This window comes from Chryseobacterium sp. T16E-39 (assembly GCF_002216065.1).
Lineage (GTDB): Bacteria > Bacteroidota > Bacteroidia > Flavobacteriales > Weeksellaceae > Chryseobacterium.
Genome location: NZ_CP022282.1, coordinates 1,705,524 through 1,720,779, shown reverse-complemented (window position 1 = coordinate 1,720,779; position 15,256 = coordinate 1,705,524). Strand labels below are relative to the sequence as shown.

General features: G+C 38.5%; 21 protein-coding genes. 12 read left to right on the top strand and 9 right to left on the bottom strand.

All coding sequences use genetic code 11. The features are described from left to right. Nucleotides 1–12 precede the first annotated feature (12 nt). The 9 genes from CEY12_RS07790 to CEY12_RS07750 form a co-directional block, all read right to left on the bottom strand. Nucleotides 13–1,320, bottom strand: coding sequence for a hypothetical protein (locus CEY12_RS07790; protein ID WP_089027153.1), 1,308 nt, complete (start codon nucleotides 1,318–1,320; stop codon nucleotides 13–15). A 223-nt stretch (nucleotides 1,321–1,543) separates the two neighbouring features. After that, a complete protein-coding gene (locus tag CEY12_RS07785) occupies nucleotides 1,544–2,563 on the bottom strand; it encodes a hypothetical protein (RefSeq protein WP_089027152.1) in 1,020 nt (339 codons plus the stop codon). A 117-nt stretch (nucleotides 2,564–2,680) separates the two neighbouring features. Further along, nucleotides 2,681–3,334 carry a hypothetical protein gene (locus CEY12_RS07780; RefSeq protein ID WP_089027151.1) on the bottom strand — a complete coding sequence of 218 codons (654 nt, stop codon included), beginning with the start codon at nucleotides 3,332–3,334 and terminating at the stop codon, nucleotides 2,681–2,683. A 282-nt stretch (nucleotides 3,335–3,616) separates the two neighbouring features. After that, on the bottom strand, nucleotides 3,617–4,015 hold the full coding sequence (locus CEY12_RS07775) for a hypothetical protein (protein WP_157676784.1): 399 nt from the start codon (nucleotides 4,013–4,015) through the stop codon (nucleotides 3,617–3,619). 401 nt (nucleotides 4,016–4,416) lie between these two features. Beyond that, on the bottom strand, nucleotides 4,417–5,256 hold the full coding sequence (locus tag CEY12_RS07770; RefSeq protein WP_089027149.1) for a helix-turn-helix domain-containing protein: 840 nt from the start codon (nucleotides 5,254–5,256) through the stop codon (nucleotides 4,417–4,419). 63 nt (nucleotides 5,257–5,319) lie between these two features. Then, nucleotides 5,320–5,715 carry a thioredoxin family protein gene (locus CEY12_RS07765; protein WP_228409818.1) on the bottom strand — a complete coding sequence of 132 codons (396 nt, stop codon included), beginning with the start codon at nucleotides 5,713–5,715 and terminating at the stop codon, nucleotides 5,320–5,322. An 80-nt stretch (nucleotides 5,716–5,795) separates the two neighbouring features. Beyond that, on the bottom strand, nucleotides 5,796–6,470 hold the full coding sequence (locus CEY12_RS07760) for a peroxiredoxin-like family protein (RefSeq protein WP_228409817.1): 675 nt from the start codon (nucleotides 6,468–6,470) through the stop codon (nucleotides 5,796–5,798). An 86-nt stretch (nucleotides 6,471–6,556) separates the two neighbouring features. Continuing rightward, nucleotides 6,557–7,867, bottom strand: a complete 1,311-nt coding sequence (locus CEY12_RS07755; RefSeq protein ID WP_089027147.1) for a spondin domain-containing protein — start codon at nucleotides 7,865–7,867, stop codon at nucleotides 6,557–6,559. 150 nt (nucleotides 7,868–8,017) lie between these two features. Next, the gene (locus CEY12_RS07750; RefSeq protein ID WP_157676783.1) at nucleotides 8,018–8,884 is read right to left on the bottom strand and encodes a hypothetical protein; all 867 of its coding nucleotides are present in this window, start codon (nucleotides 8,882–8,884) and stop codon (nucleotides 8,018–8,020) included. 423 nt (nucleotides 8,885–9,307) lie between these two features. On the opposite strand from CEY12_RS07750, the gene CEY12_RS07745 reads away from it, so the two are divergent. From CEY12_RS07745 to CEY12_RS07690, 12 genes are all read left to right on the top strand, one after another. Beyond that, nucleotides 9,308–9,523, top strand: a complete 216-nt coding sequence (locus tag CEY12_RS07745) for a RebB family R body protein (protein ID WP_034684366.1) — start codon at nucleotides 9,308–9,310, stop codon at nucleotides 9,521–9,523. Between the two features lie 17 nt (nucleotides 9,524–9,540). Continuing rightward, a complete protein-coding gene (locus CEY12_RS07740) occupies nucleotides 9,541–10,071 on the top strand; it encodes a hypothetical protein (RefSeq protein WP_089027145.1) in 531 nt (176 codons plus the stop codon). 41 nt (nucleotides 10,072–10,112) lie between these two features. Then, a complete protein-coding gene (locus CEY12_RS07735; RefSeq protein WP_089027144.1) occupies nucleotides 10,113–10,328 on the top strand; it encodes a hypothetical protein in 216 nt (71 codons plus the stop codon). Then, nucleotides 10,297–11,106, top strand: coding sequence for a hypothetical protein (locus CEY12_RS07730; protein ID WP_089027143.1), 810 nt, complete (start codon nucleotides 10,297–10,299; stop codon nucleotides 11,104–11,106). The genes CEY12_RS07735 and CEY12_RS07730 overlap by 32 nt, the downstream gene beginning before the upstream one ends. A 54-nt stretch (nucleotides 11,107–11,160) precedes the next feature. Then, complete coding sequence (locus tag CEY12_RS07725) at nucleotides 11,161–11,592, top strand: hypothetical protein (RefSeq protein WP_089027142.1); 432 nt, start codon at nucleotides 11,161–11,163, stop codon at nucleotides 11,590–11,592. A gap of 27 nt (nucleotides 11,593–11,619) precedes the next feature. Continuing rightward, entirely contained in the window at nucleotides 11,620–11,862 is a 243-nt protein-coding gene (locus CEY12_RS07720; protein WP_089027141.1) for a RebB family R body protein, read from the top strand. Nucleotides 11,863–12,726: 864 nt separating this feature from the next. Beyond that, a complete protein-coding gene (locus CEY12_RS07715; protein WP_034684380.1) occupies nucleotides 12,727–12,996 on the top strand; it encodes a RebB family R body protein in 270 nt (89 codons plus the stop codon). Nucleotides 12,997–13,079: 83 nt separating this feature from the next. Continuing rightward, entirely contained in the window at nucleotides 13,080–13,343 is a 264-nt protein-coding gene (locus CEY12_RS07710) for a RebB family R body protein (RefSeq protein ID WP_089027140.1), read from the top strand. A gap of 84 nt (nucleotides 13,344–13,427) precedes the next feature. After that, on the top strand, nucleotides 13,428–13,694 hold the full coding sequence (locus tag CEY12_RS07705) for a RebB family R body protein (protein ID WP_089027139.1): 267 nt from the start codon (nucleotides 13,428–13,430) through the stop codon (nucleotides 13,692–13,694). Between the two features lie 69 nt (nucleotides 13,695–13,763). Further along, the gene (locus CEY12_RS07700) at nucleotides 13,764–14,033 is read left to right on the top strand and encodes a RebB family R body protein (RefSeq protein ID WP_089027138.1); all 270 of its coding nucleotides are present in this window, start codon (nucleotides 13,764–13,766) and stop codon (nucleotides 14,031–14,033) included. Between the two features lie 86 nt (nucleotides 14,034–14,119). Continuing rightward, nucleotides 14,120–14,386, top strand: coding sequence for a RebB family R body protein (locus CEY12_RS07695; RefSeq protein ID WP_034684388.1), 267 nt, complete (start codon nucleotides 14,120–14,122; stop codon nucleotides 14,384–14,386). A gap of 103 nt (nucleotides 14,387–14,489) precedes the next feature. Continuing rightward, the gene (locus CEY12_RS07690) at nucleotides 14,490–15,176 is read left to right on the top strand and encodes a hypothetical protein (RefSeq protein WP_089027137.1); all 687 of its coding nucleotides are present in this window, start codon (nucleotides 14,490–14,492) and stop codon (nucleotides 15,174–15,176) included. Nucleotides 15,177–15,256 lie beyond the last annotated feature (80 nt).

Below are 15,256 nucleotides of genomic sequence, written 5' to 3'. Positions count from 1 at the left end.
AACTGAAGAGGACTATAGGGTGACAGGCAGCTGCAGGTAATTGAAAATTATGCGTAGGTCTGCATCACTGAATCCTTTGATGTAATCTGATGTACTGATATCTGCCGGTTTCTGGCTGCTACTTACTCGTAAAGCCGGAGCCCAGTCCGGTCTTCTGAGTTCATCTTTACGATCAGGATGGGCAATTCGTTGACGTTGAAGATATTTGCCGGATCTCGTTGGAGGTTCCGCCACTAGTAAACGCTCATATCCTGTTGCTTTTCCACTTTTCTTTGTTCTACCATGCTCGTGTTCATGCCAGCTTTCCATTCTGGTACCTCCTTCACTATGGGGTTCCTCCATATATCTTACATTATAGCCGAGCATCGCCATAGCTTCCAGATTTCCGCTTCTGAATCCCAAATGTCTTACATGTAAAAAGTTTCGTTGGAAATAATCATAAATTTTAAATTGTCCAAAGCGGGTATTCCCTCCCCATAACAGTAATGCATCCGTTCGGTCGTTCCAGAATTCAGTAAGATTGAAGACTTTTAACGTTCCAAGTTCTTCATTGATGGAATCAGCGATCTGAGAATATTTTCCGGCATTTTCAATTTTATATCCTTTGTCTCCGGCTATGATTACAGCATCATAATGGGGAGCAGCTTCACTGGCTATTCTTTTTATACCGGCATAGCTGGAGTCATGTTCCAAATGGATATCTCCTTTTTTTCCGCTAAACCGGGACCATAAAACAAGAAGATTAGTACCTGCTAACGGGATGTGTTTTTCGAGGAGCCATGCTTTTATTTCATTGTCCTTGGAATCATTTACATTCCATGCGCTTCTTATCCTTCCACGCATTTCATCTGAAAAGTGTTCAGCAACATAATTCGTTCCATGATTGACTCCTGCTGTCTTGCCGGTTGGCTGGATTTCTCTGGCTTTTGCTCTTAGGGGAGCTTTTAAAGGCCCGCGAATATCATCAATGGGTACAAGGTGTATTCTGCTTTGTGGGATTCCCGAGTCTAAATAAAACAGCTGAATAGCACCTCCTTTGTCTGTAGGATCAAGAACACTGCCATTACCAGTAGAGATCACTACGTGAAGATTAGGATCATCAATTAAAGCGGCAGCAATTCCAAACATATCTCCTGTTGCATATCCCGGTTGTATGAGTACTTTTTGTACAGGTGTCGTTACCGTAGATATTGTTGTTGTTACTGCAGATGTCGTAAGTGTTGGTGTTACTATTGGTATTGTGGTCGGAGTGGTCAAAAGCTGGTAATTGGACCTCCGATATTTTTTTTTCTTCTTGGTAGTAGATTGAGTTTGTAGCATACGATAAATATTTAATTTGGAGTTATTCTGTTATGAGTTTTACTGTATCAAAGTTGACTGTAAAATTCAGAATGGGATAGAGGGAAAATGTCTATTTTTAAAAATTAAGGGTTTACCCTTATGGATCGTATGGGTACGGAGATCTATATTTTGAAATAAAAAAAGGTGAGCCTTAAAGCCCACCTTCGATGTATAAATGATATAATTGAAAAGGATTTTGTTTCTAGAAAGTCAAGTCTGACCATTTGCTTAAAATAGCGTCAGCAGGAGAAGCAAAGGTAAGATCAGCAGAAGCTGTTGAGCCCCCCAGTATGCCTACCAGTAAAGAACCGTTGGTAGTAAAAATAGCAGATCCTGAATCACCGGAATTGGAAAAACGCCCTGATCTGGCTCTTATCATCGTGAGATTATTACCAATGACCTCTGTGCCATCAAAATTATCAAGTCTCAGAGAGGTGGTAATACTGGTTATCTCTCCAACTGTAATATCTGTAGTGATTCCACTTTTACGAACTTCTTCGCCGATAATGGAAGCGTTAATTACCGCAAATCCACTGATAACACTTGCCACACCATATACTTTTCCTATCGTAGCATTTCTAAACCAGCCTTTTCTTGCAATCGCACAGTCCAGCCATGCATTGATTGTTGATGAACCTCTTTGAAAATAAACGTTCTCATGGTAATAGCTCTTTAAAGCAGCACAGTCATGGCAGTATTCAAAAGTGGTTTCCCACTTTGACTGTTGACATACATCCGAATCAAGTTTCGTAGTCGTACCCACCAATACATGGGCACAGGTCATCATATAAGGGTTGTCATCATTCTTTTTATTGACCATTACCCCTAAAGTACCGTTTCCTCTTACTTCTTTTCCACCATGCATCAGTCCGCCATTTGCTGAAATACTGATTCCTCCGATCAGGGGATCTGTTTTTTCATTACGGGTCGCTTCGATGACAGGGTTAGGCTCAGCTAAAGTATTAGGTTGAACTTCAAGTTCAATAACATCTGTGGGATATCCTAAAATGGTGGCTGGAATAGGATGGGATACTTTTGATATAGGGAGTTTCTTTTTTACGCCAAAGGTATAGCTTAGCTTATTGGTTAATTCATCATTAACGGTTTTCAGGGAAACGCCAACAGAAGTGATTTCAGGTCTTTTGAAGTATTCTTCAATAAGTTCGGGTAATTTTTGGGCCATTACATCGTGAAGGGCCAGGTCTTCGTTACTTAGTTTCATGATTTTGGTTTTTAGAGGGAGCAACAGGATAATTAATATATCATATTCATTATTAAAACCCGGAACAGCATCAAAAAAAGCAATTCCGGGATTTAATGATCTTCACTGCAAAGAGTGTTAGTTCAATTTAATAGTTCCTGAAGAAGGAGCCCCACCGCCAGATGGAGGAGGACCGCCTGCCGAAGCCTGATCCGCTAACATACGGTATTGGGATGTACCTTTTTCTGTGCTGATCGATCCCGAAACGGTGTATAAATAAAGGTCACCCGATACAGAATAGTCATTCGCAGAATTATTAACGTAAAAGTCAATTTTCACGGATGACATATTTTTTGCTTTTTCAAGAAACGCATTCATTAAGGTAGTGATTTGCCCTTCAGTAAGGCCTTTGGACTTCATGGTGTTTTTCGTTTTTTCATACGAAGCAGAAGCTCCACCGCCTCCGAAAAACCAGGTCCAAACGGATAGGTTTGCACTGGCTGAAGTTTTTTCGTATTCTTTTACCTCTTCTTTATAAGATGCATTTAGCATTCCTATTGCCAGATCATTAAGGTCTTTTACATCCTGACTGGATAAAGCTGATATCTGAAGGGTAGCCGTAATTCTTCCTTCTGTATGTGCAGGTATCGTGTAAGAAAGCCCGGTAAGTTGTCCCTGGCCTGATACTTCAATAGAATAAGATTCTTTTGCTTCACCTTTCAGGTCTGAAACAATAGGTTCAAAAGGGTCGTTAAAACCCACTCCGGTTTTGATGATTTCAATGGTGTCCATGGTTTTTGTTTTTTGGTTATTTGATTTATTAAACAGGTTTTCAGATCCTGTTATTTCAATTTTATGATGATTGAATGATTCAAAGTAACAAACAAAAAATCACGGATCTTAGAGTAGAAATAACCAAATAGAACTTTCCGTAGAAATACGAATGGATTAGCCGAAGAAATTAGGTTCAACGAAATAAGAAAAATGTACTTGTCATTAAAGACAACAAAAAAAGAGATCGAAATAAATTTTCAAATCTCTATTTGTGCAATATTAAAAGGAGTTTAAGGAAATTTATGTAAATGATTTTATCATTCTGTGGTAATCTTTATCGCTGATGTTGGATGCTTTTACTTTAATACGAAGCGGAGTTTCTTTTTGTTGGCTATTAACTTCAATGACTATTTTTTTTGCCATTAAAGACTCTTCAATTTTAAAAGCGCGTAATCTGTTCACCGGATAGTCGATATGAGGAAAAATGACACCCCTTTTTATTGGGTGATAATATTTGATTGAAAAAACAGCTCCGGTATTTTCAAAATGAAAAACTCTTAAACGAATGATATTGGTTAAAATCAATCCAAATAGAACTGTGGAAACAGTTAATAGGGCCCATTCGATATCTTCTCCTATGAAAGACTCCAGGATGTATCCTGCAATGACCAGGAAAACATCAATAATCAATAATGCCATAAGAATTCTCATTTTAAGAACGACTTTTCTTTTATTAGTAACGACCATGTTGTTTATATTAATTAATCCTAATATTTTGTTTATTTGGTAAAAATAACAAGATTTTCTTATATACAATATGTTAAATTCTATTTTTTAATAAAATATTAATTTAAGTGTGCTAGGGTGTTATGTAACCCTATGTTTATCAACTAAAAGAGCGTGTTTTCAGGTGTTGTATTTCACCGTACTTGGACATAATTCAGGTGTTTACAGAATTTTGAAAATAAAATCTTTGTCAATCCGGTATCAAGATAATGGATAGAATAGGTTTGCTTTTGTCTTGGTAGAGATATAATTCGTATTCGCCCTCGTAGAAGGCGATAACTGATTGTCAAGAAGTCCCCGAATCGGGATGAATTTTATGAATTTCTGAATTCTGAGGCATTAGCACCGGAATACATTTTGAAGAAACGGCTGAAGTGGGCTGAACTTTCGAATCCCAGCTCATAGGCTATTTCTTTTACCGACTTATCGGTATAATGAAGATATCGTTTTGCTTCCAGAATGATTCTGCTTTGGATCACTTTAGAAGGGGCGGGTTGTTTTAGAATAGCAAAAATATTACTCAGGGTCTTTGGCGATTTATTAAGGGCCGCTGCATAAAAATTCACCCCATGCTCCTGTTTGAAGTTTCCTTCCAGAACCAACATGAATTTTCTTACCATATCCATTTTCTCATCAGAAAACTGTTGATAGCTATCGTTTTGCTGCTTGGCAATACGGGTCGTTTTTATAATGAGCTGTTTAAGGAGGGTACGCAGCATTTCTCCCTGGAAATTATCGCTGGATTTCCATTCATCATGAAATAGTTTTTCGAGTTGGAACATGGCTTTTTTCTCTGCTTCGCTCAGTTTGATAAACATCGGATGCTGGATCCCATAAAACAGAAACCCAACACAACCTACTTCTGTATCATGATCGACAATACAGTAGAATTCGCGGTTAAACTGCCATGCAATCAATTGATCCGGATGTTCAAAAACAAAATGGAGGCTTGCCACCAGAGGTAATATGCAGCCTTCGGGCATCGTATATTCTATTTCATCTATCGTTACAGATTGTGCCTCCCCTTTGTTATATACAAAAGTGTTTATAGGTACAGGCGAGCCGTTTCGTAACCCGATACCCTTTAATTCCTCATTATTAATATGCATAATAAAACGGGCGAGGGTAGACTTGTCTTCGTATTTCCGGATCATACTTTTTTGATGTATTATACTGGCTTTTTATTAAATAAGCAGTGTTCGCTACTTTAAAATTAATTATTTTTTGGCAAGTGCTTCTTTCCCCAGTTCGGTAAGCCTCTTACCATCTACATACCCGATTTGTTTGAGCACCATTTTGCCGTCAGAATTGAAAAACAACAGAGAAGGATATGAATTGACCTTCCAGTCCTTTGCCAGCTGAATACCTTCCCCTTTTTCCATGTCAACGGTATAATTAATGAAGCTTTTGTTAAAGTAAGTGGCTGCCATTTTATCCTTAAAAGTAGTTTGTTTTAATAGCTTGCAAGGACCACACCAACTGGTGTATGCATCAACGAAAATAGTTTTTCCGCTTTTCTTTGCCTCAGCAGTTACTTCCTTCCAGCTGCTGTTTCTGAAATTAATTTCCTCTGTAGGAGTACTGTTTTTACTTGCCTTTTGTTGTGCTGTCATAAAGTTTACAGCAAATAATAAAACCATAAGGTTTAATAAAAAGCGTATTTTTTTGTTTGTATAGGTCATTGTCGTTGTAATTATAAATTGTTTATTATATTTTGAGCCACTGATTTTAATAAGTCTGGCTGGAGTCTTTGTTTAAAATCAGGATTAATGTATTCAAAATGAATAGTTCCTTTTTTATCTAAAATAAATACCGAAGGAACAGGTAATAGTAAATCAATATTTTTTCCTCCTGTTGTTTTCAGAAGCATCTCCCAATAGCCTTTTGGAGCTTTAAAGGCAATACCCATTTGTTTTGAAACTTTGAGATCGGCATCTGACAAAAGGGTGTAACTTAATTTTTCTTTATTCGCGGACTGCATAAGCTCATCAGGCTGATCGGTACTGATCGCGATGATCTGATATCCTGTTTTTTCCAGGTCAGGTACGATGTCCTGTAATCCTGAAAGCTGTTTTGAACAGTAAGGGCACCAGCCTCCTCTGTAAAATATCAGAATGGTAGGTTTTTGAGCGATTGCGGCATTAAGATCGAAACTCTTTCCGGTAGCGTCCAACAAAGTGGCTACAGGAATTTTTTCTCCGATTAATAATGGGCTTATATCTTCAGACTTTTGAGGAATAACGTAGGGTGTTGTTTCCTGTGTTGCCATTTTCATTTGCTGTTTCTGAGCAGTAAAAGAGGAGAGAACAAAAAAGAGCAATAAAGCCAATGTACCTGAGTATATGAAGTATTGTATTGGATTTTTCACGTTAAATTATTTTTATATGGGGCAAAATTGGACACTGATGAGGTGTCCAATTGATATTGATTCTATTTTTGAGTTATGAGCTAATGTTATTGTAGGGTTACCTTAATCATATTGGTGATAGAAGGTAATGTAGTAAATGAATTAGGATTTGGAACCTCCTGTATCGGTTTACTTTCCGTCAGTGGAGTACCTGCTAAATTGAATTGTGTGATTCCGGCACCAGGAAACTGGTTGAGTGCTGTTCCATTATCATACAATGCGATTGAAGATGAAATATCTCCTTTTTGTGTGGCATCTACACCGCTTCCTTTAGTTGCAAAGAACCAGTCATTGGAAAATCCATACATCGTGGCCACTGCAATTTTATCACCAGATGCTACATTCAGCTGTTGGGAAACTTTTCCTCCGGACTGTCCTGCGATTTTAGGCAATAGCACCGTTGAACCTGCCGCAGGAAGAACATAGACTTGTTTTACCCCTGGTACATTCTTTAAATACCCTGCTAAAACACTGGCATCTCCTTTTTGTGCCAGTTCTTTTAATCCCTGTCCTCTGTCATTTTCCCCGGTTTTGTATAATGGATTGTCTATTCCATTGTAAACTACGACGAGTATTGGGGAAAGTGGAGTAAAGATTCCGGTTTGTCCTTTGATATAATTTCCGAGATCTGTAGTGTCACCGGCTTCAGCAATTTTTGTCAGGCCGTTCATAGAAGGGGTTCCTTTTTTATACAGAGGAGCAGGATCCAGAAGATTTCCCCCTGCAATATAGGAAATGGCCCAAACTCCAGGGCTGAAAGGGGTCGGATTGGTAGTATTGCCGGATGTATTGGTTATGGTTACTGTAAATGTTGAATTACCATCGTAATGCAAAGAAGTTTTCATTAAAGAAGATGCTGCTGCATAAGGATGGCCTTGCGCATCAGTTCCGGATACTTCTGTAATATTTTGAGGAGTAGTCTCAGCTGTTCCTGGGTGCATTACCGTAGCTCCCGGTACTTGGTTGATTCTTGTTCCGTTATCCCATAATTTGATCTGGGAAGAAACGTCACCTTCAATAGGAGTACCGTTGTCCTGGTATAATTTGATTCCCGGATTTTCCGGTGCAAAGAAAAGATCATTGGACCAGCCGTACATAGTGGCAAAGCTTAATGCCTGTCCCTTAGCTGCCGAAAACTGAAAAGAAATGGATTCTCCGGGCATAATTACAGGAGAGGCACCATTATTTTTGAAAATACCTGATTCTACCAAAGGTTTTGAATCCAGTATATTTTCAACTGTTATGGTTGATGGCATTCCATTTTCCATTGGGTTGTCATCATTATCATTACACGATGCAAGGATAAGTGGTATAGCAGCCAGTGTCAGCCAACTTGATTTTAATCTGTTTATTTTCATTTGCTTAGGTATTTAAATTACAAAGCAAAGGTATAAGGATGCCTTATGATTATAAGTACCTGCATTTCCCGCGGTGTTGACGATATTTCCCGAATGGGCTTTTGAAGGATTTTAAAGAGTATGATAAAAACAATAACTAGATTGTAAAGTCTACCATTTCTTTACCATCTTTTTTAGAGCCGGTTCAATGGCCAGAATATGACCATGACCAAATACGACCATTACCTTGTCATGGGTTTGCAGTTCGGAATTAATTTTTCCTAATAATACAGAATCACGTAACATTTTAGAATTTCTCCCTATTGCACAATAAGTACAGTCAGGATTTACATAATCAAAAAGTTCAATGTCTGGATTTAGGCTTAGTTCCAAAGGATGCCCGATTTTGGCTTGGTATAATTTTTTAAATCCTTCAAAATCCTGAAGGTCTTTATCAACTGGAAATCCTTCCTTGATAAACCATTTCTGAACGGCTTTTGCATACAACTCCTGAAACGGTTTATTGCCATAAGCACCATTCAGATGCGGAATCACAAGGCGTTCCATGATATAATAGAGAAAAAGATCATCTTTTGGGTATTTTTTCAACATCACCCTGAACTCCAGAGAATCCTCAATATCTCCATTTATTAAAGGCTTATGATCAAGATCACTCAGGTATTTTACCAGTCCTGTTTCTCCATTTTGTTCTATGGCTTCTTTTTCAGTTCCAAATGTTTTGGTAATCTGTCCACCCTCATTGATGATAATATCGGGTTTGAAATTAAGATATAGTTTTTTCAGGGCGGCTACTTGTGGATTGTTATCATCGTACGTATGAGAAACACCTGCGGCGATCAAATGTTTGTTATGCTTAGACAGATCAACAATATAAGGCAGCTGAACCGAATCCATCACTTTTCCTACTTCTATATAACTTCTGGAATAGTTGACCAGATTCTTTGGAGTAGAGCAGTTCATACACAACAGGATGCCTGGTAAAACGAATAAAAACTGGTATTTTAATTTGTAATGCATATCTCGTCAATAGTCAATCGTAAGCTGAAGGGTAAAGAAATTTTTACAGAGTGAACTTACGAAAAAAAAGAAAATAAAAAATTAAAAGAATATTAACTGCCAATAATTAAAGTTTTTTGAATGTTTCCGGAATTGCTTTATGGTTGAAATTACTGATAACAGTGGGGTTTAACAAAGGGATGCCGTTTTAGTATTTTAATTGTCATTTCACTTTTGGGAGAATTCCCTGATTTTCAAAAATCAGTTTTTTCCCTTAACGATGAGTTGTTTTAGTTTATGAAATTTGTATCAGACAAAAGAGAGAAAGTAACTACTTACTTACGATTCCAATCGCAATATAAAACAAAAGATGGAATTGAGATGAGAGAAATCTTAGAGAGTGTCAAAAAAAACTAAAACTAAATAACCATTTAAACGAAAAATATGGCAGACACAGTAAACAACCAGACTACAGATGCAGTTACGCAGACCAATGTTACCGTGCTCGGTGAGTCTCCGGCACAGGCCATGAGTATGCTTTATCAAATGGCCACGCATGCCAGCGGGATTTCCATTCAGAACTCGGTATCCAATCAGCAGAACCTGAATCAACTCAACCCTGCGATTGTTGCAGATGCCATTAAGATTTTAAAAGGATAACCTAAAACCTTATAACCATGGCTGACAAAGATGCAAAAAAAGCAAAAGCTGACCCTACCACACCGGAGGAGAAAGCAGTAGTGTTTGTGAATACGGAAGTATTATCGCCACCCACGGCTGATCCGATGCTGGGAGCTGCGAAAATAATGATTGATCAGTCGACCGGGATGATGGTACAGGATTTACAGTCTTTTTTAAAAGGATTTGAGCAGGTGGGCCTTGTCGCCTTGACTAAACTAGCCAATAATTACTTAACCTATGGAAACTATTTCCCTCCGCCAGGTATGGGAGGTTCAGGAGGCTCAGGAGGTTCTACAGAAAAAGGAGAAAAGGGTAGTGTTCAAGGTTCCGAAGGCGTAGATGGAAATGCAATGATGAAAGACCTGTTTAAGATCGTAAGTGATTATGCTGAAACAAAGACGAAACTTTCCGATACAATTTTCAAAAATAATATGACTCCATATTCAAGCGGAATCCCAAACCTTCCCCCATTGGCAGATTTTTCCGAGGAAAATGAAGAGGAGGATCCTGAAAAAAAAAACGAGTAGCGTCGCCGGTTACGGAAGAAACCTCGGAACAGAAGGATCCTATGAAAAGAAACTTTACCGTGACTGATCACGGAGGGGGAGTCGTACTAAAATCCATAAAATTAACAGAGCCATTAGTAAAGCCTGAAATCAAAGAAGCGGTAGTTCCTGTAGAACAGCATGTCAGCGAACATACCAAAAAGAATATAGCAACAAAACTAATCGAAAAACTTAAAAAAATAAGAGATGAATTATTCAATAGAACCAAAACCAGCTAAGGTTTTAAACTTACGTACGCTGAGACAAATCAATGAAAGCCTTTATCTGACGAGAACAGATGACAATGCCTACTTCAGTGTAAAAAAAACGGAAAATAACAGTGACCGTGATGTATTCGGCCTGCAAACATCCAATGTCAGCATTCAGCCTACCATAAGACCGGTGATCAGTACCAAAGGAAAAAGAACCAACAACTACCAGTCGTTTGTGGTAGAGCCCAAAGATAAATCGACAGGGATAGTGGTCATCATGATCAAACTGGAAGAAAATCAGACTTTTTTCTGTAATGTAAGAACTCTTCCTCTCAGTACGCTGGCAGATATTGCGGAACCGGAAATGGACACTAAGCTTCTTACAATCAACCTTGAAAAGTCTAAATGTGTCCTCAAGACCGATATTACGATTACGGCATCCAATACGGGAGAAGCTCTCTATTCAGTGCATGATGTAGATGTGAATGCAATAGCCAATCTCGTCACTCCAGAGGAAATTATCGAATTAAAAAGAGAGCTGGAATTCCAGGGATCGAAACTGATTGCTCATTATTTCCAGGAAATCCTTGATATTATTCTTAACGAGAACCCTCCGGTTCAGGGTAAGATGCCTGTTATTCCGGATGACTATATTTTGACCCTTCCTAATGATCAGATCAAGGAAATGGTATCAGCCTGTGCAATATCGGGATGTATAGCTCTGGAAATCATAGGAGCTAACGTAATACAGGACCTTAACCGGGACTGGACGACTGCAGGTGCCTTTATAGGCTATTTGCTATAAGAGAATACTGTTCGACGACAATCTCCTTTTACTCACCCTCAAAAAACTATACCTATGCGAAGAAGAATAAACCACAGGGTTTCTGGACCTGCGCGTACACCTGCTCCTGAGCCCATTCCTGAAGTCATAGAACCTGTTGAAGTCATAGAATCCTTTGAAACCATCGAACCAGAAATTGTGGAAGATGAAGTGTTGCCCTTTGTTCTCAGACACGAAGATGAAATCATCAATTATATCAAAGACAAAGCGACCAAAGAAACGATGAAATCGCTGGCCCCGTTGCTGGAAAAACTGGAAGAAGCAGTTAAACAACAGCAGGCTTATCAGGCAGCAGTACCTGCAGCAGGTAATCCTGTCGCAATGACCTACGAAGAACAGTTACAAAAACTTCAGGAAACGTCCAGAGGAAGGGTAAAAGAAAAAGAAATGAAGATTGCAGAAAGAATGAGCAAGCTGCAGGCAAGATTTGCCAACATGCGTAAATAATCAAAATAACCAAAAAAAATAATAGTTATGGTACACAATCAAAATGAAATCAATTTAGAAGTTGTAGGAATGTCTCCTGCTGTACCCACTGCAATTTCTATGCAGGTGAATGCGCACTCTACCGGATTAATGTATGAACAGTCCGTATCTCATCAACACAGGGATTCCCTCATCGGCTTAAGCAATTCCGTTATGGGAATAAAAAAAATGGGCTCCCGAAAATTAAAAAAAGAGCTGTTGAATTTTAGAAAAGGACGTTTTAATTTCTAGTTAGTACGGATGCGGTTTTCTTCCCTGTAGAAATAGAAGCTGGTGCCCTCAACATATATTAGGTCAAAATTTTTCATCCTCCACCAGCTTTTAGAATGTTGTAAGTGCCCCCTAAACGAGCAAACAATCATGTGGAAATGCAATCTCTCGTTCATAATGTAAACTGATTACAACAGCCTGCAGGAGAAGAATGGTTTCTTTCAGATAGAGGTAAAAACCAAGGAAGGGACCGCATCCTTTTATGAAAAGATCAACCGTTTATATATATACTATCTGCCCGTCCGCCTGATCCGCGAGAAAAAATAAAAGTAACATATAAAACACACAACGCCCGTGATGGTTAGTGGCAAAAGTGTTTATCAAGCCAACACAGAATTTTGATTCTTGCCGGTTTTGCGGATAATGCAGATACAATTTTATTTTTCCACAGATTGAACAGATGACATGGATAATTATGCTAAAAACTAAACCAGAAAAGAATGGTGATCATCCGTCAGTACGAGTGTTTTTCGTAATACAGGATGTAGTCTTGCGAACGTAGTTCAGGAGAAAAATGTATCGAGAACGTTTGTCGATCCAACCACAAAAGGCACAAAAGTTTTTGAACACTTTAGTGAGTTTAAGAGTAATGCATGCGGCATAGGAAGTACACATAAGTTTTAAAAAAATCTTTGATTTTTATGTTATTCTTCACGAGCTTAATAAGCGAAGCTACTCTCTGCCCTCTTAAAAAAAACCTGCTTAATCTGGCCAATCTGCGAGAAATAAAAAAAGATCATTAAGATCAAAAAAAATAGAAAACTAGTTTAACAATCAAATAATTATTAACCGGGATGTAAATCTCAAAAAAAACAAATTACAATTATGGCAACAACAGTTAATTCACAAATTACAGATGCAGTAACTCAATCGAATGTAAAAGTAGTAGGAGAAGCTCCTGCAATGGCTTTAGGAAACGTTTATCAGACTGCAGCGCACTCTACGGGAATCATGTTTGAAAATGCAGTGAACACGCAAAACCAACAGAACATTCTAGGTCAGGCAGCGACTACTCAGGGAGTAATGCAGATCTATAGCCTGGATACTGTAGCAGATGCGATCTCTATTGCAAGAATGTTAAACCCTAATTCTTAATAACCTGCTTTCTGCTTCGGCAGTAAACCGATAACCATGACCGGAATATCAGGTTAAGAAAACTCTAATTAACAATTATCATTATGGCAACAGTAGTTAATGAACAAATTACAGATGCCGTTACCCAGACCAATGTAAAAGTGGTAGCAGAAGCTCCGGCAATGGCTATGGGTAATGTGTATCAAACTGCCGCTCACTCAACAGGAATTATGTTTGAAAATGCGGTAAATACGCAGAACCAACAAAACATTTTAGGACAGGCGGCTAATACGCAGGGAGTTATGAGGCTCTACAGTGTAGATACCATTTCGGATGCTCTTTCTATTGCGAAAATGCTGAATCCTTAAAAAATTCTATTGCGTAAAGCAAGACCTCATCTTTAACAACCGGATCATCCGGTTGTTATTTAAAACCTAATCAAAATTAAAAATATGGCAACAGTCGTTAATGAACAAATTACAGACGCAGTAACTCAAACCAACGTAAAAGTAGTGGCAGAAGCTCCGGCAATCGCTTTAGGAAATGTATACCAGACAGCAGCACACTCTACAGGGATCATGTTCGAAAATGCGGTAAATAACCAAAACCAACAAAACATTTTAGGACAGGCTGCAACAACACAAGGGGTAATGCAGATCTATAGCATGGATACCGTAGCAGATGCAATTTCTATAGCAAAAATGCTTAACCCAAGCTAATTTTTTTAAAAATCAATAACCATGATCGGATCGTCTGATCATTTTAAAAATCTAATAACAATAATCATTATGGCAACAGTAGTTAATGAACAAATTACAGACGCAGTAACGCAGTCCAACGTAAAAGTAGTAGCAGAAGCTCCGGCAATCGCTTTAGGAAATGTATACCAGACAGCGGCACACTCTACAGGAATTATGTTCGAAAATGCGGTAAATAACCAAAACCAACAAAACATTTTAGGACAGGCTGCAACAACCCAGGGGGTAATGCAGATCTATAGCATGGATACCGTAGCAGATGCGATCTCTATTGCTCAAATGCTTAACGCAGGGTCTTAATAACTCATTTCTGTAAACCGCAGAAAACACAATAAACCACGGCCGGAAAGTCCGGCCGTTTTTAAAATCTAATAACAATAATCATTATGGCAACAGTAGTTAATGAACAAATCACAGATGCTGTAACGCAGTCCAACGTAAAAGTAGTGGCAGAAGCTCCGGCTATTGCTTTAGGGAATGTGTATCAGACAGCAGCGCACTCTACCGGGATCATGTTTGAAAATGCGGTAAATACGCAAAATCAACAAAATATTCTAGGTCAGGCAGCGACTACACAAGGCGTGATGCAGATCTATAGCGTAGATACCGTAGCAGATGCTATTTCTATCGCTAAGATGCTAAATCCATCTTAAGAAAGGCGTGTTTTTAGAATTATATTGTTCAGGGAGAGTGCTATTGACTTCTCCCTGATTTTTTTTAAAATAATAAATCTTAATAACCTAAAACAAAATTAATATGGGATTTTTAAAAGATGGAGTGGTATTAGTAACAAGAGCTATGCGCCCTCGTTGGGATAATAGAGAACCTGTTTACAGACACTTCATACGATTTGCACAATATGCCCCTCAGCTTCGTTTCGTTGATCGGATACTATCACCTAGAGGAAGAGTAGGGTCACCCTTTATGGAACCTTTCAGAATCATTGGAAGATATTTGCAATGGAATTTCTGTTACGACGGGCATGATTTTACATTTAAAATACTTGCCGGACCTACTACTCCCCAGCACAATGCACGGACGATCTTTGAATTCTCGAAGAATAATATAGGTCAGACCGTACCTGGTGCTATGAGAGGTGGAGATGGCATATTGATGGGAAGAAGAGTCAATGATAAGGTGACTACAGCAGTATTTGGGGGCCCGGTAAGGACATACCATGATGATGAGAATATGACGATGTTAAATCATGCTGAACCAGGGCACCTTTTTAGTGGCGGGCACCTTGGCCTTCAATTTAAAGATGAAACAGACGGAAATACCTATGTTATAATGAAAGGAGGCGGGTCTAATAATTTTTCCTCTATTAATCAGCTTTTTGGAAGTTGGATATTTCCGAACATGGGAAGAGCTAATCTGGAAGCATACACGAGATATCATAATCTCCCCCCTATAAAGCATAAGGTTGAAGAAATAAGTAATTAGCCATCCGGCAATCCAATTTCATAGGAGAAATTACAGAATGAATTTTCAAAACAGACCATACTGAGAAAGAATACAAATTT